This is a genomic window from Mesorhizobium sp. C264A, assembly GCF_040324515.1.
Lineage (GTDB): Bacteria > Pseudomonadota > Alphaproteobacteria > Rhizobiales > Rhizobiaceae > Mesorhizobium.
The window spans coordinates 1802339-1822877 of the sequence record NZ_JAMYVY010000002.1 but is presented as its reverse complement, the minus strand read 5'-3'; the positions used below and the strand labels follow the sequence as shown (position 1 = coordinate 1822877).

15 protein-coding genes and 1 pseudogene are annotated in these 20539 nt (G+C 61.7%); 8 read left to right on the top strand and 8 right to left on the bottom strand.

From position 1 onward, the window contains the following. Positions 1–8: 8 nt before the first annotated feature. Positions 9–1454, bottom strand: coding sequence for a pyruvate kinase (gene pyk, locus NKL04_RS27910; protein ID WP_023673117.1), 1446 nt, complete (start codon positions 1452–1454; stop codon positions 9–11). Further along, entirely contained in the window at positions 1451–1939 is a 489-nt protein-coding gene (locus NKL04_RS27905) for a DUF1036 domain-containing protein (RefSeq protein ID WP_023673118.1), read from the bottom strand. The genes pyk and NKL04_RS27905 overlap by 4 nt, the downstream gene beginning before the upstream one ends. 246 nt (positions 1940–2185) lie before the next feature. Here NKL04_RS27905 and NKL04_RS27900 point away from each other — a divergent pair, with 246 nt between their 5' ends. From NKL04_RS27900 to NKL04_RS27890, 3 genes are all read left to right on the top strand, one after another. Further along, positions 2186–2983, top strand: a complete 798-nt coding sequence (locus NKL04_RS27900; RefSeq protein ID WP_023684035.1) for an N-formylglutamate amidohydrolase — start codon at positions 2186–2188, stop codon at positions 2981–2983. A gap of 12 nt (positions 2984–2995) precedes the next feature. Then, positions 2996–3304: a DUF1244 domain-containing protein gene (locus tag NKL04_RS27895; RefSeq protein ID WP_023673120.1), complete on the top strand. Its 309-nt coding sequence runs from the start codon at positions 2996–2998 to the stop codon at positions 3302–3304. 154 nt (positions 3305–3458) lie between these two features. Then, positions 3459–4634 carry an MFS transporter gene (locus NKL04_RS27890; protein WP_023702781.1) on the top strand — a complete coding sequence of 392 codons (1176 nt, stop codon included), beginning with the start codon at positions 3459–3461 and terminating at the stop codon, positions 4632–4634. Here NKL04_RS27890 and NKL04_RS27885 read toward each other — a convergent pair. After that, positions 4598–5506, bottom strand: coding sequence for a LysR family transcriptional regulator (locus tag NKL04_RS27885; protein ID WP_023702782.1), 909 nt, complete (start codon positions 5504–5506; stop codon positions 4598–4600). The genes NKL04_RS27890 and NKL04_RS27885 overlap by 37 nt on opposite strands. 95 nt (positions 5507–5601) lie before the next feature. On the opposite strand from NKL04_RS27885, the gene NKL04_RS27880 reads away from it, so the two are divergent. The 5 genes from NKL04_RS27880 (at position 5602) to NKL04_RS27860 (ending at position 10610) form a co-directional block, all read left to right on the top strand. Further along, positions 5602–6558: an SDR family oxidoreductase gene (locus NKL04_RS27880; protein ID WP_023684037.1), complete on the top strand. Its 957-nt coding sequence runs from the start codon at positions 5602–5604 to the stop codon at positions 6556–6558. Positions 6559–6736: 178 nt separating this feature from the next. After that, positions 6737–7597 (top strand): FAD binding domain-containing protein, encoded by an 861-nt coding sequence (locus tag NKL04_RS27875; protein ID WP_031209844.1) that lies wholly within the window; start codon positions 6737–6739, stop codon positions 7595–7597. Next, positions 7597–8079: a (2Fe-2S)-binding protein gene (locus NKL04_RS27870; RefSeq protein WP_023702784.1), complete on the top strand. Its 483-nt coding sequence runs from the start codon at positions 7597–7599 to the stop codon at positions 8077–8079. Before NKL04_RS27875 ends, NKL04_RS27870 begins: the two co-directional genes overlap by 1 nt. Continuing rightward, entirely contained in the window at positions 8076–10340 is a 2265-nt protein-coding gene (locus tag NKL04_RS27865) for a xanthine dehydrogenase family protein molybdopterin-binding subunit (RefSeq protein ID WP_023702785.1), read from the top strand. Before NKL04_RS27870 ends, NKL04_RS27865 begins: the two co-directional genes overlap by 4 nt. Before the next feature lie 24 nt (positions 10341–10364). Continuing rightward, positions 10365–10610 (top strand): MoaD/ThiS family protein, encoded by a 246-nt coding sequence (locus NKL04_RS27860; protein WP_023684042.1) that lies wholly within the window; start codon positions 10365–10367, stop codon positions 10608–10610. Between the two features lie 218 nt (positions 10611–10828). On the opposite strand, the pseudogene NKL04_RS32200 reads toward NKL04_RS27860, so the two are convergent. From NKL04_RS32200 to NKL04_RS27830, 5 genes and pseudogenes are all read right to left on the bottom strand, one after another. Next, positions 10829–14469 (bottom strand): annotated as a pseudogene (locus NKL04_RS32200) (YobI family P-loop NTPase). A 299-nt stretch (positions 14470–14768) separates the two neighbouring features. Continuing rightward, a complete protein-coding gene (locus NKL04_RS27845; RefSeq protein WP_023702788.1) occupies positions 14769–15185 on the bottom strand; it encodes a DOPA 4,5-dioxygenase family protein in 417 nt (138 codons plus the stop codon). Positions 15186–15534: 349 nt separating this feature from the next. Next, the gene (locus tag NKL04_RS27840; RefSeq protein ID WP_023702789.1) at positions 15535–15693 is read right to left on the bottom strand and encodes a DUF3309 family protein; all 159 of its coding nucleotides are present in this window, start codon (positions 15691–15693) and stop codon (positions 15535–15537) included. Between the two features lie 96 nt (positions 15694–15789). After that, positions 15790–18960 carry an efflux RND transporter permease subunit gene (locus NKL04_RS27835; RefSeq protein WP_023702790.1) on the bottom strand — a complete coding sequence of 1057 codons (3171 nt, stop codon included), beginning with the start codon at positions 18958–18960 and terminating at the stop codon, positions 15790–15792. 65 nt (positions 18961–19025) lie between these two features. Beyond that, positions 19026–20222: an efflux RND transporter periplasmic adaptor subunit gene (locus tag NKL04_RS27830; protein WP_031209847.1), complete on the bottom strand. Its 1197-nt coding sequence runs from the start codon at positions 20220–20222 to the stop codon at positions 19026–19028. Positions 20223–20539 lie beyond the last annotated feature (317 nt).

Here is a 20539-nt window from a genome sequence, read left to right as displayed (position 1 = left end):
AGCCTCTGTCAACCTATGTTGCGGGTGGCCTGCACGTCCGATCCGACATAGGCGATGCGCAGCATGTTGGTCGAACCCGGCGTCCTCAGCGGCACGCCCGCCGTGATGATGACACGGTCGCCCGGCTGGCCGAACCCCTCTTCGAAAGCGATGCGGCAGGCGCGGTCGACCATGTCGTCGAGGTCGCTGGCGTCGGGCGAGACGACGCAATGCGTGCCCCACAAAAGCGACAGCCGCCGCGCCGTGTTGAGGATCGGCGACAGCGCGATGATCGGCACTTGCGGCCGCTCGCGCGCGGCGCGCAGGCCGGTGGTGCCCGACGCCGTATAGGTTATGATCGCCGACAGTTTCAGAGTCTCGGCAATCTCGCGGGCGGCGAGCGAAATGGCGTCGGCGCCGGTTGCTTCCGGTTCCGAGCGCTGCGCGTTGATGATGCCGGCATAGGTCGGGTCGGTTTCGACCTTGGTGGCGATGCGGTTCATCATCGCCACCGCCTCGACCGGATAGGCGCCGGCAGCGGATTCGGCTGAAAGCATGATGGCGTCGGCGCCCTCGAACACGGCGATCGACACGTCGGACACCTCGGCGCGGGTCGGCACCGGCGCGGTGATCATCGATTCCAGCATCTGCGTGGCGACCACCACCGGCTTGCCGGCGCGGCGCGCGGCGCGCGTGATCTGCTTCTGGATGCCGGGCACCGCTTCCAGCGGCATTTCCACACCGAGATCGCCGCGGGCGACCATCAGCGCGTCGGAGAGTTCGATGATTTCGGCCAGCCGGGCGACGGCCTGCGGCTTTTCAATCTTGGCCATGATCAGTGCCCGGCCGCGCGCGATCTTGCGGGCTTCCGCCAAATCCTCCGGCCGCTGCACGAAGGACAGCGCCACCCAGTCGACGCTTTCCGCCAGCACCGCATCGAGGTCCTTGCGGTCCTTTTCGGTCAGCGCACCGACCGGCAGGTCGGTGTCGGGCAGGCTGACGCCCTTCTTGTCGGAAATGGTGGTGCCGGCGACGACGGTGCAGGTGATAGACTTGCCGTCGCTCTTCACCGCCCTGAGCTCCAGCTTGCCGTCATCGATCAACAGACGGTGGCCGGCCTCGACCGAGCTCAGGATTTCGGGATGCGGCAGGTAGACCCGGGTCGACGTGCCGGGCTCGGGATTGTTGTCGAGGGTGAAGGTCTGGCCCGGCGTCAGAACCTCCTTGCCGTTGGCGAACTTGCCGACGCGCAGCTTCGGTCCCTGCAAATCGGCCAGGATGCCGATCGGACGGCCAACTTTCTCCTCGACCGCGCGGATGCGGCCGACCAGCGTGCGCATCAACTCGTGATCGGTGTGGCTCATATTGATGCGGAAGACATCGGCGCCGGCTTCGAACAGCTTCTGCAGCATCTCCTCGGACGAGGAGGCAGGACCGATGGTGGCGAGGATCTTGACCTTGCGGCTACGTCTCATTGACTGTTTGTTCCCGGGGCGGCTGGAGCGCCTCCCGTTGTGGACTCATCGGTCAGCTGGACCATCCAGCTTGCCTGCTCGCCCGTGTCATATTCCTGGAATCCGGCGCGCTGGAAGCCCCGAGCGACGCAATCGGTAACGCCTGCGATCTTGAACTCTTTTTCAGCCACGCACATGTTGATCGGGCCATCCCAGCGCCCGCCGCGCTCGGCGTCTTCTGCATAAAGATAGTAAAACCTCGATGACAGCGGACCTTCGATCAGCGTCTTGCAGCTCGATCCTTCGATGTGCCACCACCCCTCGGTGATCCAGCCTGCCTTGGCGCGGTAGCCGATGCCGACGCCGACCAGGTTCTGCGTGGCGTTGCAGACGCGGAAATCGGCGCGGGCGGGCGAAGCCGCGACCAGCGCGGTGAGCCCTAGCGTCAGGGTCAGGAGCGGCACGGCAAAGGCGGTGCGCGCACGCGGCCTGCCGGCGGAACCCATCCCGAAACCCCTCAATAACGTCATCTGCATCTCTCAACGCCCCTTTTCGGAAAAGTCCGGGCGCATGTCAACGCGCCGTTCTGTCCAATTCCAATCGATTTAGAAAGGCCCCCGACACGCGATCTGCCGCGCGTCACAGGATTTTCGCAGAAACCGTGGCCAAACAACGGCATTGCGCAACAGTCCTCTTCGTGGGAATGACGATACCACCCTCCCCGGAAGCCAGCGAACAGACCTTTCCAGCCAATGACCCGATCCACAGTTTTCGCGCCTTTCGATATCGTCGAAGGCGACCGCAAGCGAGGCATCGTGCTTGTCGCCGACCATGCCCGCCGCGACCTGCCGGAGGAGTATGGCAGTCTCGGCCTGCCGGCGGCGGAACTCGATCGCCATATCGCCTACGACATCGGTGTCGAGACGGTGACGCGCGAACTTGCCGCAGCGCTCGACGTGCCGGCGGTGATCGCCAATTTTTCGCGGCTGCTGATCGATCCCAATCGCGGCGAGGACGACCCGACGCTGATCCGCCAGCTCTATGACGGCACCGTCGTGCCGGGAAACTATCCCATGGCACCGGCCGAACGCGAAAGGCGGCTCGACGGCTTCTACCGGCCTTATCAGGACGCGGTCGGCGCCATGATCGCGTCGGTGGCGCACGCCTCAGGCAAAGCGCCGTTCATCTTCTCCGTACACTCCTTCACCCCTGTCATGCAGGGCTTCATCCGCCCTTGGCATGTCGGCATATTGTGGGACCTCGACGACCGCGTGGCGCGGCCGCTGATCGACATGCTGGCGCAGGATAAAAACCTCGTCGTCGGCGACAATGAACCCTATGACGGCGCGTTGCGCGGCGACACCATGTTCAAGCACGCCATCGTCAACGGCTTTGCCCATGCGCTGATCGAGATCCGGCAGGACCTGATATCAGACCGCAAGGGGGCGCTGGCCTGGGCGGAACGGCTGGCGCCGATCGTTGACGCCATCGACCGCCGTCCCGATATACATCAGGTGAAGATGTTCGGCTCGCGCACCGGGCCGCTGTGAGGATCCAAGGCAATGACCGAACTCAGCGATGACCAGAAACGCGATTTCGAGGCCGCGGCCTTCCGCCGGCTGGTCGATCATCTGCGCGAGCGCAGCGATGTGCAAAACATCGACCTGATGAACCTCGCCGGCTTCTGCCGCAACTGCCTGTCGAACTGGTATCGCGAAGCGGCCGAGGCTGAGGGCGTCGATCTCGGCAAGGATCAGTCGCGCGAAATCGTCTACGGCATGCCCTATGCGCAATGGCAGGCGCTGAACCAGACCGAGGCTTCGGACGCCAAGAAAGCGGAGTTCGAGGCAAGACGGCCGAGGGATCACTGAAGTAGCGCGCGGTTCACAGGATTGACGTCGGCGGGACAGCGCCTAACGGTTTCCCCTTAGATGTGGCCACAAGCTTTTCGCAGCCCAGCGCTTGACGAGAAATTGAATCGATCTAATTTGCCGCGCAAAGCCATTCCTTGACCGGATTCGGGCCATGAACGCGCAAAACACCATGCAGAGCGCCCTTCAGGGGCGATGGGCCGTAGCCGCGATCTTCCTCGCCAACGGATTCCTGACCGGCAGCTGGGCGCCGCAGATTCCGGTGTTCCTGACCCGGCTCGACATCTCGAAATTCACCCTCGGTCTGCTGATCCTTCTGTTCGGCGTCGGCGCGGTCGCGGCCATGAGCTGGTGCGGCCATCTGATCTCCAGGCATGGCTCGCGCACCGTGTTGCGCTGGTTCGGCCTGTGCGGCAGCCTCGGCCTGCTGATCGTGGCGCTGGGGCCCAACGTCCCGCTGGCGGCGATCGCCATGATCATCTTCGGCGGCTCGATCGGCGGCATGGATGTCGCCATGAACGCCAATGCGGTGGTGGTCGAGCGCCGGCTCTCCCGCGCCATCATGTCGTCGTCGCACGGCTTCTGGAGCCTCGGCGGTTTCGCCGGTGGCGGTCTGGGCGGTTACGCCATCCAGACTTACGGCCACCTCGCCCATGCGGCTGTAGTCACGATCATTGCTTTTGCCGTCATCGCCGTGGCGGTCGGCTACCTCATCGCCGAGGACAAGCCGCAGGCCGCCGAGCATCACAGATTAACGCTGCCGGCCAACCCGCTGGTCTATCTTGTCGGGCTGATGGCGCTGCTGACGATGATTTCCGAGGGCGCCGTGCTCGACTGGGCAGCGCTTTATCTCCGGCAGGAGCTCGGCGCCGACCTCGCCATCGCCGGCCTTGCCTACGCCGCCTTCTCCGGCGTCATGGCTGTCATGCGCTTTTTCGGCGACGGCGTGCGCAACCGCTTCGGCGCGGTGGCGACGCTGCGCGGCTCGGCGGTGGTCGCCGCCGCCGGCATGCTGGTCGCCGGCCTGTCGCCTTCGCCCTGGATCGCCATCGCGGCTTTTGCCCTGTGCGGCTTCGGCATCGCCAATATGGTGCCGATCATCTTCTCGGCCGGCGGCAACCAGGAAGGCATGTCGTCGGGCACCGGCATGAGCGTGGTCACCACCATGGGCTATTCCGGCATATTGGTAGCGCCGTCGGCGATCGGCTTCGTCGCCGAGCATTCCAGCTTCGGGCCGATCTTCGTCGCCATGTCGGGGCTGTTGATCGTCGTGCTTTTGATGGCCGGGCTCGCTCACCGCGCCGAATTCGCGGCCGCCCCCGCCGAATAGCGCTTCAGCTCCTCATAGAGGAAATCCGCGACGCGGCGGATGCGCACGCTGGTGCGCACGTCACGATGCATGGCCAGCCACACCGGCAGGCTGGGCAGTGGCAGGCCGGGCAGCAGTTTCTCCAGCGACGGGTCGCTGTCCGCCAGCGGCTCCTGGCCAAGACCGACGCCGTTTCCCGCCCGCAGCGCTTCCCACAGAACGATCTGGTTGTCGGCCCTGAAGCGGAAGCTGCTCCGGGTGACGGGGATGCCGGCCTGGGTAAAGCCCCGGATCATCTCGTCGCTGCGGTCGAAGCCGATCAGCGGATGGTCGAGAAGGTCGGCGGGCTTGAGCGGGCGGCCGTGCCTGTCGAGATAGGATTTCGCCGCGCAGCAGCAGAGTTTGATATCGCAGACCTTGCGCGCCGTCAGCTCGTTCTGCGCCGGCTTGACCATGCGGATGGCGATATCGGCATCCCTTCGCAGCAGGTTCTCGACCTGGTTCGAGGCGACGATCTCGACCTCGATGCCGGATTCCTCGATGCCGAGCCGCGCCGTCATCCTCGGCAGCACATAGGCCGCCACCACCTCGCTGGCGGCAATGCGCACCGTGCCTTCGATCGCCTCGACCGAGCCCAATGCCAATAGTGAGAACGCGCTCGCCTGCTCGCTCACGGCCTTGCCGCGTTCGAACAGCGTGGCGCCTGCTTCCGTCAGCGCATAGCCGCGCCGCCCGCGCCGGAACAAGGTGACGCCCAACGCCTGTTCGAGCTCACCGATGTGACGCCCGAGCGTCGGTTGGCTGGCCGACAGTTTGCGCGCTGCGGCCGACAGGCTGCCGGTCTCCGCCACGGTGACGAAACTCTTGATCAGGTTCCAGTCGATGTCTTCCATTCATTTATGAATAACAAATCTGCATCCATAGTCAATTTTCATTCGCGTATGAACGCATCATATTCGCCGTGCAAACACAGACACGGAGAAGAAAAATGACCAAGATCGCAATTCTAGGCGCCAATGGCCGGCTCGGCCGCGTGGTTGGGAAAGCCTTCATCGACGCCGGTTTCGACGTCCGCGCCGTCACCCGCAGCGGCAAGGTCCCAGCCGAACTCAAGGGCGCCACCGCCGTCGCCGGCGATGCGCTCGACCGCGAGGCGCTGATCCGCGCCACGCAGGGTGTCGACATCGTCTTCAACGGTCTCAACCCGATCTACACCGACTGGAGCAAATGCCTGCCGATGGCGGAGAACGTCATGGCCGCCTGCCATGCCAACGGCGCGCTGCATCTTTTCCCCGGCACTGTCTACAATTACGGCTCGCCGATGCCTGAGGTGGTCACCGAAGACGCGCCATTTCGTCCGACGACCGAGAAGGGCCGCATCCGCTGCGCCATGGAAGCGCTGTTTCGCCGCGAGGCGGATGCCGGCCGCGTCCGCACCATCATCCTGCGCGCCGGCGATTTCTTCGGCGGCACGGGCAGCGGTTCATGGTTCGACCTCGTCGTCGCCGCCAAGATGAACAAGGGCGTCTACACAGCGCCTGGCCCTGCCAACCTCGTGCACGAATGGGCCTATTTGCCGGACTTCGCCATCGGCTTCGTCGGCCTGGCGCGCAATCAGGGCAAGCTCGGCTTCTTTGAGGCGCTCAACTTCCCCGGCCACGCCGTCACCGACATGGACATAAAGGCCGCCGCCGAGAAGGCGCTGGGCCGTCCGCTGAAACTGACCTTCATGCCTTGGTGGGTGCTGCGCGCCGGCAGCCCGTTCGTGGCGATGTGGCGCGAGATCGTCTCGATGTCCTATCTGCGCTTCGAACCGCACCGGCTCGTGTCCGACCGGCTGGCAAGCATCATCGGCGAAGTCCCGCACACGCCGCTGGACGAGGCCGTGGCCGAGGCATTGAAGGACATCGGCATCAGCCTCGACAATGCAAAAGACGCCGCTTAAATGCATGTCGCCCAGAAGTGTGCGCGGTTCTGGGACAACGACATGCATCAAAACAAAGACTTTAGACAAAAATCTCTCTCGCGGTGCTGGCCCAATCGCTGGAAATCAGCAACCGGATGGTCATTATGAGGAGACTGTTTATAACGGTCGGCGAGATCACCATCACCAAGGGGAGACGATGCGTTACATACGTCCGCTTTCAATCGAAGACGCCGTTGGCCTGCTGGCCGACGCTTCCGGCACATCAGCCATTCTCGCTGGAGGCAGTGACCTCCTCGTTCGGATGAAGGGCGGGTTTGTCGATCCCGACCTGATCGTCGATATCAAGGCGATCGAGGGCTTGAGCGAGATCAGGGAGACGGCCGACGGCTTCAGCATCGGCGCCACCGTCCCCTGCGCCGTCCTGGGCGAGAGCGCGGTTCTGAAGAAGGCCTGGCCCGGTGTCGTCGAAGCGTCGAAGCTGATCGGCTCTAAACAGGTCCAGGGCCGCTGCACCATCGTTGGCAATCTGTGCAACGCATCGCCGGCCGCCGACAGCGTCCCGGCCTTGGTGGCCGCCGCCGCAAAGGCCGTGGTTGCCGGTCCGTCGGGCAAGCGCACCATTCCGGTCGAGGCTGTGCCGATCGGGCCTGGCAAGACCTCGCTCACCAAGGGTGAGATCGTCGAGGCGATCCTGCTCGACAAGCGCGCGCCGCGTTCGGGCGACGCCTACCTCAGATTCATCCCGCGCACCGAGATGGACATCGCGGTGGTCAGCGCCGGCGTGAAGCTGTCGCTCGACGAGCATGGCGTCATAACAGCCGCCCGCGTCGCGCTGGGCGCCGCGGCCCCGACCGTGCTTCTGGTGGAAGAAGCAGCCGAGGCTCTCATCGGCAGGAAGCTGGATGAGGCGGCACTTGAGCGGCTCGCCAAGATCTGCGCTGGGGCCTGCCGCCCCATCGACGACAAGCGCGGCACCATCGAGTTCAGACGAAAAGTTGCGGGCGTGCTGGCCGGACGGGCCGCGACGACCGCCTACGCACGCGCAGGAGGCAAATGATGGCCGGTGTAGCAGTTTCAACGACGATCAACGGCGATCAAGTCGAATACCTTTGCCAGCCCGACGAGACGTTGCTCGACGTCCTGCGCGATCGGCTCGGGCTGACCGGCGCCAAGGAAGGCTGCGGCACCGGCGACTGCGGCGCCTGCTCGATCATTCTCGACAATCGGCTGGTCTGCTCCTGCCTTGTGCTTGGCGCTGAAGCCGAAGGCCGGCATATCGAAACCGTCGAGGGCATGGCGCATGGCGATCAGTTGCATCCGCTGCAGCAGAAATTCCTCGAGCATGCAGCCTTGCAATGCGGCATCTGCACGCCGGGCTTCCTGATCGCGGCGAAGGACCTTTTGGCCAAGAACCCCGATCCGACCGAGGAAGAAATCCGCTTCGGCCTCGCCGGAAACCTCTGCCGCTGCACCGGCTACGACAAGATCGTGCGCGCGGTCCAGGATGCGGCCAATGTGATGAAGGGAGCGCACGCATGAACTTCGATCCACGCTTTTCGGGCCGCAAATTCTCCTCCGTCGGCACGCGGCCTATCCGTCCCGACGGCGTCGACAAGGTGACGGGCCGCGCGCGCTACGGCGCCGACTTCAACATGGCGGGACAGCTGGTCGGGCGTGTCCTGCGCAGCCCGCATGCGCATGCCAGGATCCTCAAGATCGACACTTCGAAAGCGGAAAAGCTCGCCGGCGTGAAAGCGGTGATCACCGCCGCCGACCTGCCCGATCTCACCGATGGCGATGCCGCCATGTACGACGTCCTCGACAATTGCATGGCGCGCGGCAAGGCGCTCTATGACGGCCACGCCGTGGCCGCGGTCGCCGCCGTCGATGCCCGCACGGCCAGGCAGGCGCTGAAGCTCATCGAGGTCGAATACGAGCTGTTGCCGCATGTGACCGATGTCGACGAGGCGATGAAGCACACCGCGCCGTTGATCAACGACACGATCTTCACCGAGGGTCTCGAGGAAAAGCCGGCAAAGCCGTCCAACGTCACCAAGCGCAGCCAGTTTGGCCATGGCGATGTCCATCAGGGCTTTGGCCACGCCGATGTCATCGTCGAGCGCTCCTTCAAGACCGAACAGACGCATCAGGGCTATATCGAGCCGCACGCCTGCGTTGCGAGCGTCTCGTCCGACGGCACCGCCGACCTCTGGGTCTGCACGCAGGGCCATTTCGTCTACCGCCAGCATTGTGCGCAACTGCTCGGGCTGGAAGCCTCGAAGCTGCGCGTCACCTCGTCTGAAATCGGCGGCGGCTTTGGCGGCAAGACCCACGTCTGGGCCGAGCCGGTGGCACTCGCTCTGTCGCGCAAGGCAGGACGGCCGGTGAAGCTGGTGATGACCCGCGACGAGGTGTTCCGCGCCTCGGGTCCGACCAGCGCCACCTCGATCGACGTCAAGATCGGCGCCCGCAAGGACGGCACCATCACCGCCGCCGAAGCGACGCTGCGCTACACCAGCGGCCCCTATGCCGGCACATGGGCCGAGATCGGCGCCATGACGGCCTTCGCCTGCTACAAGCTCGATAACGTCAAGACGGTCGGCTTCGAAGTGCTGGTCAACCGGCCGAAGACCGCGGCCTATCGCGCACCCTCCGCACCGATGGCGGCGTTCGCGGTGGAAAGCGCTGTGGATGAGCTGGCCAAGGAACTCGGCATGGACCCGGTCGAGTTCCGCATCAAGAACGCCGCGCAGGAAGGCACCCGCTCTTCCTATGGCCCCGTCTACGGCCCGATCGGCATCGGCCCGACGCTGGAGGCGGCCAAGCACCATCCGCACATGAAGGCGCCGCTGGGCAAGAACCAGGGCCGCGGCATGGCTTGCGGCTTCTGGTTCAACTTCGGTGGCCAGACCTGCGTGGACCTGAACATCGGCATGGACGGCTCGGTGTCGCTGGCCGTCGGCACGGTGGACGTAGGCGGTTCGCGCGCGTCGCTGTCGCTGGTGGCGGCGGAGGAGCTCGGCATCGACTATGCCCAGCTCAAGGCGGTGGTCGCCGACACGTCCTCGCTCGGCTACAACGACATGACCGACGGCAGCCGCGGCACCTTCTCGTCCTCGATGGCGACCATCTCGGCTGCCCGCAACGCCATCAAGATCCTGCGTGAGCGCGCCGCCCAGACGTGGGACATCCCTGTCGACGACGTGGTCTGGGAAAACGGCCACGCCATCGCCAAAGGCGAGAAGTACGGCAATCTTGCAGCCCTGTCGCTGAAGGAGATCGCCGCCGCTTCCGGCAAGACCGGCGGGCCGATCGCCGGCCACAGCGAGCTCGTCGCCGACGGCGCCGGCGTCTCCTTCGCCACCCACATCTGCGACATCGAGGTCGACCCCGATACCGGCTCGACCAGGGTGATCCGCTACACGGTGATCCAGGATGCCGGCAAGGCGGTGCACCCGACCTATGTCGAGGGCCAGTACCAGGGCGGCGCCGCGCAAGGCATCGGCTGGGCGCTCAACGAGGAGTACATCTACGGCAAGGATGGGCGTCTCCAGAACGCCGGCTTCCTCGACTACCGCATCCCGGTCTGCTCGGACCTGCCGATGATCGACACGCAGATCCTCGAGATACCCAACCCCAACCACCCCTATGGCGTGCGCGGCGTCGGCGAAACCTCGATCGTCCCGCCGCTGGCGGCCATCGCCAATGCCGTCTCGAACGCAGCCGGCGTGCGCATGACCCACATCCCGATGTCGCCGCCACGGGTTCTCGCCGCGATCGAGGCGGAACGGGGAGGCTAGGGCAAAAATGAGGTTCTTGCCCTAATGGTCGAAGTGACGCTCTGGGGCGCGCTGGGCCAGCTCGCCGGCGGCCAGAGCAAGGTCGAGGTCGAGGCCAAGGACATAAGGGAGCTGTTCAGGAAACTGGCTGAACAGTATCCCGGCATCGAGCCCTGGATCGAGAAGGGCATTGCGGTGGCGATCGACGGCACGATCTATCGCGATACGTGGTCGAAGGAATTGCCGCCGGGGGCGGAGATTTTTCTGCTGCCGCGGCTGGCTGGGGGGTGATGGGGAGCTGCCGCCGCATCGCCTGGCATCAAGGCCTTGAACGTCTTGGATTGGGCCCGCAAGCAGACTGTCAGGTTTAGCGAATTGGGGTTTGGTGAACTGACATTTGGGAGAACCAGCAACATGGTTAGCCGCCGGTAAGAATTCCAAAACCACCAATCTAGTGGCATCTCATTGAAACCTGCCCTCTATTAGACGATTGTATAACTACCAGTTTTTCATCGCCTCTTGAGATTTACGCGTATCTCATCACCCAGGAACCAACCACCTCCCTCGCTCCACGAAGAGATGATTCCGCGAGTCTCAAGCCATTGGACCAATGCACGATTTTCATCTGATCTTGGCAATCTTGGAGTGTGATATCCTGTCGTGATCTCAGAGAACGGATCTGGAAGCGCCGCAAGCACTTCGCGCGCTTCGTCGACCGCCATAGTCGAGTGAAACTTGTTGAACAGGGAAATCTGCGTCTCAACGGGCCTTGAATTCAGGATCAGTGACCGCGCTTTAGCCGCATCAATGCCGGATATACGAACGTTGGTTCGGTCAAGAATCGGGCCTATGAGTGCCGCTCGTTTGGGCAGTTCCGTTAGCGTATTCAAATCGATCAGGTCGATTATCGCGCGCTTATCGTCATCTGTTATGTCGGCTTGAAGGAGCCCTTCTCGGAAGACGTCGTCGAGACCAAACATTCCGGGATCGGTGAGATAAGCTTCGATGTTTTCTGCCAAGAAAAGGACCGGCAAGCCTGTATTGGCGTCTAGGCTTTCAAGAGTCTCCTTTGAAAAGGTGATTTTACGCTCCTCTATGAGAATAGTATTTTTCGAAGAATCTAGGCTTTTGGGAAAATTATTGAACGGATTGGGCAACGCTCGGACATACTCCCGGTAACTGTCATCGCTCAGTGCATTCGCGTTAACAAGGAATTGGCGTAGCGGCAGTGTCTCGGGACCGTTACGCAGACTGTGCTTCAGAATTACCGCGCGCACATCTTTCTGATCAAGATAGGCCACCAGGATTTCCGCTGCGAAGCCACTGCCTCCCATGAACGAGATACAATTGTCCCATTTCGGCTCGATACGTCGCAGCTCAAATACCGTGGCGTGCAACTTCTCCGGAACACCCTCCAGCGCTGGCAGGAGAGCGGTCTGTCGACCGAGAAATTCACGAAGATTGTCTTCGTCAAGTCCCTCGCGACCTAGGAGATCGGTTATCGCTGCCGCATCTTCTTCAGAATTGTCGTGAAGCTCAAGGAGCACGTCGCTAAGATAGATATCAAGATCGCGTTCGACCCTGGTGATCAAGGCAGGATCTGTGAGCGAACGCAGCGTAGTGTAATTGCGCTCGCGAAACGCCATGAGATTGGTCTCGCCTATGACCTCGCGATAGATGTGTTCCACATTGGCAATCGAGAGTTCAAAAAGACCTCGTCTTGCCATGAAGCGCACGATGCCGGTGAACTTCCCTATTGCCGGAAGGTCTCGAACCTCGAAGCCAATGCGCTCGAGGCGTTCGGGTGCCAAGTCAGGTGCAAGTGCCAGAATTTCAGGGAGTTTCGCCGCGACGAAATCAGGGAACTCGTCGCCATCGCGCGCTAGTGTTTCTAGCGCCCTTTCCGGCAGGTTGGTTACCAATTGTGTGATATGGTAAAGATTGCGCTTGCTGGCGATTGCCATCGGAACGAACTGCCTCCATTCGTCAGCCAGGCGGGAAAGCAAGTTGGGGACGGCGCGTCCCGTGGCGTAGTAGGCCTCTAAGAAATCTTCGCAGCCTTCGAACTGGGACGCGATAACTCGAAAAACTTACGAGTCTGATCGCTGTAGCGGCTCGCCTCGTTTAGAAGGCAGTCAACCAATTTGACGTTAAGAACATAGCTTTGCCCGAAATCTGCTTCGCGCATCGCTGCGATGACCTCATCCGGGTTGTCAATCTGAAAGTCGGGGTCGGGAGTAAGGAACGCCCGTATCTGGATCAGAAACTTGTTGTCATTAGGCGACAGCCGACCAGAATGGAACAGTGACGTATATTGATAATACGTATCGTCGAGATGGCCTTCTAGAATCAAGAAGCGAGCCAGCTCGCCCTTTTCGCCGAAGCCGTCGAAAAGATCAGTTACACGGTCGGCGCTTGAACGCACGAGTTCATTGAACTTGGCTGTTCGAAGTGTCGCGATCTTCGCTCTAAGCTCGCGAATCCGTTGCAAGCTCTCGCTCTTGTTGGCCTCAGATTTGCTTTCAACTTCCGCCTTGCGCTGAAAGTAGGTTTTCTTGCTATCCACTTCGCTCTGCAAGGCGGAGATATCGATCCGCTGTCGGTTATTATAGAAATCGGGGTAGGTAATATGCGGAACTGCGACTAACTGTTCAAAGGCGTCGTGCCCAACAAGCGACTGAAATGCGATCCAAGACTGCCCGTCAAGGCTGATGCTATTGACGTTCGCAGGAAGCATCTGAACGAGCGTCATTGCGTAGATTTGGCGCAATTCTTTCAGGTCAGAAGGTGTCTGCCTTTCGGCAACGTCAATCTTTCCTTCGATTTCCGCTATCTCTGCCTTACAGGCCACCTCCTCGTGCGCAACGAGTTCATCGTGGCGGCCTAGAATGTCAGCGAGATTGCCTTCGCCCCGGTGCAGTTGTTCGAAATCCCTGGGGTAGACGTTCTTATATATCAGGACCGCGAGAAGCTTGTTGGCGTTGAGAGTATTTTCGTCGTCGGTCTCCAAATTGGCGACGTAGATGGCGTATTCATTGAAGATATTCTGAATAAGTCTCAGGTCGTCCAGATACCGTGAGACTTCTAGAAGGAACTGTCGATCAAGACGACCGTCGAGCTCAAGCCTCTTTCCCTGCTCCAGCACCATATCAATCGAATTCGAAGCGTTTATGATGGGGATAACAGGAATGACGAATTCGAAGAACTTGGTCCGGTCTGTATTGATAAATACGTCGTCGCGCAGAGCGTAAAGAAATCTAATAGTTCGCCTGACTCCCGCGTTCGCATTCACCAAGCCGTTGATTTCACGCAACGTCACGAATATTTCTGTATCTTCGAATCGGTCCAGATCCTCAATTATTACGAGATCGTATTCTGTTGACTGAAAGAAGTAGATAATTTCATCCAAATGACGGTTAAGTATTGAATCGAGATTGTCTGATGCTGGCCTTATTTCTATGTCTTTTAGAGAGATACTTTTGAGTGACAGCCCAAAGCTGGCGACATAAAAGTTGTGCAGCGCGACCCACAAAAAAAGCAACGAAAACCCGAATATCGTGAAATTCGGCCAATTGCTGAATTCGAGTGGATCGAAAAAGGTGCCGCTGATTATCGCTTCCCGCTTTGTGAATACGTACCAAATCGAAAGTAAGCCGAACATGATGTACAGCGATTTGAAGATCGACAGGACGCCTGGGGATTGAATTCGCTTAAAGCGCGACAGTGGAAGTTTGTTGGCATCTGCACCATACAGCATTTGCTGTAGTATGCTTCTTTCAATCTCCTGCTGGCTCACTTTGAGGCTTGGGGTGCTAGCTTCTTTGTCGCTTGGTGGGCTGGCCTCTTTCACGAACGCCGCGAGAGATATGTGAAGTGAAGGTCTTCGGTATCTTTTCAGGAACGATTGGATGATGCTGCTTTTTCCTGAACCATAAGGCCCCGTCAGCGCTATATTGTTCACCTTCGGGTCTGTCGTCGCGAATAGCAAAGCTTCGGAATATACACCGGCCTTGTCAGCTTGGTCGGTCGGTGCAAGATTTACAAATTTTGCCTTTGTAACGGCGGGTCGCCCAATACCTTCCAAGAAGGCGCCGAAACTAGTGAACCAGCCACCCAGCCAATTTGTTAATGTTGGAATTCGTTCGCCCATAAGTAACCTAAATATCACTGATCCAAGCGAACAATATCACTGAGGAGCCGGAAAACACCTACTTTTCGTCTCCAAGAGCTCCGCATTGGGAATCGATCAGTAGAGCCCCGCGCCCGCAATCATAGCGGGAAGTAGCCAAAGGCAATAGTCTCGATGATTGGCAGCTTTCGGGCGCTCACGGTATCAGCCGCAACGACCGAGATTGGGCGCAAAGCGGCCTGTCATGTACGACGGAGCTAAACTGCGGGTAAACGCGGTCTCCGAGGCCGAGGCCCGCATCACCTATCGCGGCCTCGCCCCTAAGCCCCCAGCGTCGGCTCGGTATTCACCTCCAGCGCCTCTTCCGCTTCATCCTCCTCGCCCAGCACCTCGCCATGCACCCCCAGCGGGCGCCCGATCCAGAGGGGATCGACCAGATGGTCGCGCTTGGGGTTGGTGGTGTTGGGGTGGATGAGGATGCTCAGGCCGCCATGGTTCAGCATCAGCCATGGGACCAGCGTGGCGAAGATCTCGGTGGCGAAGGAGACCTGGTACATGGCCTGCTCGTGCGGGCCGACCGGCTCGTCGCGCCAGTTGCCCAGGCGCACGCGGAAGCGTTCGCCGATGCGCAGGCGCAGCCATTCGGCCTGCTGCCGTTCGGCTTGCCCGTCATAGTAGATGTGGGCGTGATAGCTGGCGATCTCGGCGAGCGGCCTGGGCGGGCTGGCGGTGTTCACCTTGATGGCTCCCTCGGTGATTGTGGTGCGGGCAGCGTATACGCAAGGGTGCGGGGTGGCCAAGGGGGCACAGCGTGTCCTCGTCATCTCGATTTCGGGCCAATCGCATATGGAGCTCCCCCACTCCGTCTCGGCTTCGCCGAGCCACCTCTACCCCCACATTCGTGGGGGAGAGGAAATGCTAATCGCCGAGGTCGCTGCCTTGAAAAGCTTGGCATTTCCTCTCCCCCATGGACATGGGGGAGAGGTGGCCGCGAAGCGGACGGAGTGGGGGCGGGCGCCGCCGTATGCCTATTGCCAGCACTTCATCGGGCGAGGAACCGCTGATCGCAGAGGTCTCTTGCCCCAATCAAACCCTGCCCATCAGCACCAGGATCAGCAGCACCACAAGCACAACGCCGACTATTCCGGACGGCCCATAACCCCAGGAGCGCGAATGCGGCCAGGCCGGTACGGCGCCGATCAGGATCAGGATCAGAACTATGATGAGAATGGTGCTGACGGTCATAAGAGTCCCTCGCTTTGCTCTTCAGATGCGAGGGGACAATGCAAAAGGCCGCCCGGTTGTTCCGGACGGCCTTTTGTCTGCCTGGGGAAAGCTGGGCTATTCCGCTGCTTTCGGAAAGGCGATTGCAGGCTCGTCGAGCGGACCCGGTCGCGGCCCCATAGGCGCATCGGGCTTCTTGTCGCGGCCGAACAGCCGGCGGAAGAAGGCATAGAAGCGGCTGTTCTTGCTGCGCGTGAAGATCATCAGCATGGACGGCGTCACCACCAGCGTCAGCAGCGTGGCAAAGGACAGGCCGAAGACGATCGCCGAGGACAGCGAAATCCACCATTGCGTCGACGGCGCGTTGATCGTCGTCTCGTGATGGAAGATTTCCAAGCCGAGGCCAAAGGCGATTGGCAGCACGCCAAGGATGGCCGAGACCGCCGTCAGCACCACCGGACGGGCACGTTCGCGGCAGGTCTGCAGCACCGCCTCCATCTTGTCCCAGCCCTCTTCGCGCAGCCGGTCATAGGTGTCGATCAAGACGATGTTGTTGTTCACCACCACGCCGGCCAGCGCGATGACGCCGATGCCCGACATGACGATGCCGAAGGCTTCGCCGGTCAGCAGCAGCCCCAGGAACACGCCGATCGTCGCCATGACCACGCAGGACAGCACCAGCAGCACGCTGGTGAACTTGTTGAACTGCATCAACAGCACCAGGAAGATCAGGAAGATCGCCGCACCGAAGGCCTTGCCGAGGAACGCGCTGGCTTCGGCGCTGTCCTCGTTCGACCCCGCCAACTTCCAGCGTATGCCGTTGTCGAGCTTCATGTCGGTGACCGCCTTGGTCACCTCCGCCTGCACCGCCGCAACCTGCGTGCCGGCGGCGACGTTGGCCTGGACGACCACGGTGCGGGCGCCGTCGATGCGGTTGAGGATGCCGACGGTCGGCTCCGGCTTGCGCACGACGAAGTTCGAGATCGGCACCGAGCCTTGCGCGGTCTGCACCCGGAGTTCGTCGAGCGTCGACAGCGTGCGCCGGTCTTCGGGCAGGCGCAGCCTGATGTCGACGGCATCGTCGGCGCCGGCCGGCCGGTACTCGGACAGCTTCAACCCATTGGTCACCAACTGCACCACGGTGCCGACGGCGGTCGGGCTGATGCCGTACTGCGCCGCCTTGGCGCGGTCGACCTCGAGCGCCCAGTCGACGCCGGGCGGCGGCAGGCCGTCGGAAACGTCGATCACGCCGGGCACCTTGGCGATGCGCGCCGCGACCGCGCGGGCCTGGTCGTCGAGCCCTTTTGGATCGATGGCCGAAAGCCGGAGCTGGACCGCCTTGCCTGTGGGAGGACCGGCCTCCGGCACGCGCACTTCGACATCGACGCCGGGAATGCCGGCCATGACGGTGCGCAGCTCATCCAGGATATTGTTCGCCGATTTGCGCTCGCGCCAGTCGATGAACTCATACTGGATGACGCCGACGACGTCCTCCGGCACGTCCTGTCCGCCGCCCTGCGTCTTGCCGACGCGGGTATAGACCGATTTGACGCCAGGCCAGCCAAGCAGCCGGTTTTCGGCGATCCTGGTCGCCGTGTCCATTTCGGCCAGCGAGAGATTGCCGCGGGCGTGCACATAGAGCAGGCCGTAATCGGGCTCGACGCTGGGGAAGAACTCGACGCCGGCGCCATATTTCGAATAGGCGAAGCCGACGCCGGTGAGCAGCACGGCTGTGAGCACCAGCACAGTGATCGGGAAGCGCACCGCCTGCTTGACCAGCGCCATGTACCAGCCGTCGCGATTTTGTTCCTCGTGATGCTCCGGCGCCTTGGCGAAGAGCGCGCCCAGCGTCGGCGCGAACACCAGCGCATAAAGCATCGAGGCCGACAGCGTGACGATCAGCGTGATCGGCATGTATTTCATGAAGTCGCCGATGATGCCGGGCCAGAACAGCAGCGGCGAAAACGCCGCGATGCGCGTCATGGTCGCGGCGATGACCGGACCGGCCATGCGCTTGGCGGCAAGCGTGAAGGCTTCCGCCTTCGGCATGCCTTCGCCCATGCGCCGTTCGGCGAATTCGGTGACGATGATGGCGTCGTCGACCAGCATGCCGACCGCCAGGATAAGGCTGAACAGCACGATCATGTTGATCGTGTAGCCCATCATCGCCAAGAGCAGGATGCCGATCAGGAAGGATGACGGAATGGCAAGCCCGATCAGCAGCGAGGCGCGGCCCGACAGCGCATAGAGGATGACGATGAACACCAGGATGACGGCGATCATCACGTGGTTCTGCAGGTCGCCCAGCAGCTGGTTGACGAAGACAGACTTGTCCTGCGTGTAGGTGATGTTCATGCCTTCCGGCATCGTCTTGACGTAGGCGTCGGACACTTCCCGCACCTTGGCCAGCGTGTCGATCAGGTTGGCGCCGATGCGCTTCTTGACTTCGATGGCGATGGCCGGCTTGCCGTTGAGGCGAGTGATGGTCTCGGCGTCGGCGAAGGTCGAACGCACCGTGGCGATGTCCTTCGCCTGCACGACGGCATTGGGGCCGGCGACCACCGGCAAGGACGCGACATCCTCGGGTGTCTCGATCAGCGACGGCACCTTGACCGCGTATTTGCCTTCCGAACCCTCGATATTGCCGGCGGCGACCAGGCTGTTGGAAGCGCCGACCGCGCCGATCAACTGGTCGAGCTGCAGGCCGTAGGAGGACAGCTTCATCGGGTCGATGACGACCTCGACGAGATCGTCGCGCGCGCCTTGTATGGTGCCCTCAAGAACGCCCGGGACTTCCTCGATGCGGTCGCGCAGTTCGCGCGCCGCCGCCGTAAGCACACGCTCGGGCACATCGCCGGACAGCGTGACGACCAGGACGGGAAACTCGGAAATGTTGACCTCGGTAACAACCGGTTCTTCTGCCGCTTGGGGAAGGTCAGCCTTCGCGTCCTGAACCTTCGAGCGTGTATCAGTCACCGCGGTGTCGACTTTTATAGACGGCAGAAACTCAAGGAAGACAAAGGCACCGCCCTGATAGGCGGATGATTTCATCTCCTTTAACCCCTTGAGACTCTTAAGCTTTGCCTCCAGAGGCCTAAGCAGAAGTCTTTCAGCGTCTTCGGGCGCGATGCCTTGATAGGCAACATTTATATAAACATAAGGGGTAGGAACGTCGGGTTCCGCTTCCTTCGGTGTCGACTGATAGGCGACCCAGCCCGCCAGCAGCAGGAAGACCAGCACCGCAATGGTCAGCCGGGCATTGTTGATCGCGAGTTTGACGATATCCATGGCCTGTTCTCAAGATTTCAGGAGCCGCATTGCGGCCGGTTGCCCCCGTCCGGGGCCACCCGGCGCTACTGCGTTGTCGCTTCGCCCAACAGTTTCTGGATGGTCGCCTGGTCGGCCTCGACCGGCTTGACGACGTCCCCTTCCTTGACGAGCTCCTGGCCGGCGACGATGACGCGGGCATCGGCTGGAATGCCGCCAAGCACCAGGCCCTTCGGCGAGTCGTCAACGAGGTCGATCGGGAAGAACACCACCTTGTTGTCCTTGTCGACGGCACGGATGCCAAGGTCGCCCTTGTCGCCCAGCGTCACCACGGAGCGCGGCAACATGACGGCATCGGTCGGCTGCGCGCTGAGCGAAATCTCGGCCGTCATGCCGGCCGGCACGGAGCCATCGGCATTGGGCACGGCAATCTCGACGCGGAAGGTGCGGGTCGCCGACGAGGCGTCGCGGCTGATGTAGCGCACCGTGCCTTCGACGGTCTGGCCGCTGACCAGCCGCACAGCAGCCTTGTCGCCGAGCTTGAGATAGCCGAGGTCGCGTTCGCTGACTTCGCCGCGCGCAATCACCGGATCGAGCTTGAGGATGGTTGCCACCTCGCCGCCCTGCATGACGGAACTGCCGAGCTCCACCGGCACCCGGTCGATGACGCCGTCGAAGGGCGCCTTGACCAGATTGCGGTCGAGCTCGGCCTGCGCCGTTTCCAGCTGCGACTGCGCAGCGGTCAGGTTCGAACGCGCCGTGTCGAGCTGTAGCTTGGGCAGATTGCCGGTCTTCATGAGCCGCAGCGATGCGTCGAGTTCAGCCTGGCGCTGCACGACGAGCTGCTTGGCATTGTCGACCATCGAGATCTTTTCTTCCGCCGCAAGCATCAGCACCAGATCGCCGGTCTTGACGTGATCGCCCTGCTTGACCGGCAGCTTTTCGATGACGCCGGCGACACGCGTCGCCAGCACGGCGCGCTTGTCGGCCTCGGTCAGCCCGGAAATGCGGATGGCGCGGGCATAGGTCTTGCGCGGCGGCGTCACCACAGCGACGGTGCGCAGCGGCGCCTTCGGTTCGGCCTCGGCCGCCTTGGCTGCATCCGGCGCCTTGGCCTGATCGCCGGTCTTGGCCTGATCGCTTGTCTTGGCCTGATCGCCTGCCTTGCCAGCACCTTCGACAGCGGCGCTGCCGACGGACGAGAACGCGCCTGTTCCCATCCAGGCGGCGAAGCCGATGAGCACGACAATAGCGGCAAGCTTGTGAAACCTGATCTTCGGCATCATTGTTTTTCCACTGCGGGGTTCGGCCAAGTCGTTATCCAACAGGGTGTCCGTCGTCTAACAGCTACCGTGTCTTCCAACTCGGGCGCGTCGCCGATATGGGTGCGCGCCAGGCCGTGTTCAATTTGCCGTGAACGGCGAAGCCGCGCTTCTACATCAAAGTTGCATCGCAATACAGTCGAAAAGTTGCAGGGGCATTGCGCAAGGCAGGCGTAGTGTGGCCAACGGAAACGGTTTTATCGGCGCCCCGTCAGGCGGCGGAACCACAGTCTCGGAACCATACGGATGTTGGAGGCGCTTTGTTTTCAAGGCGTTTT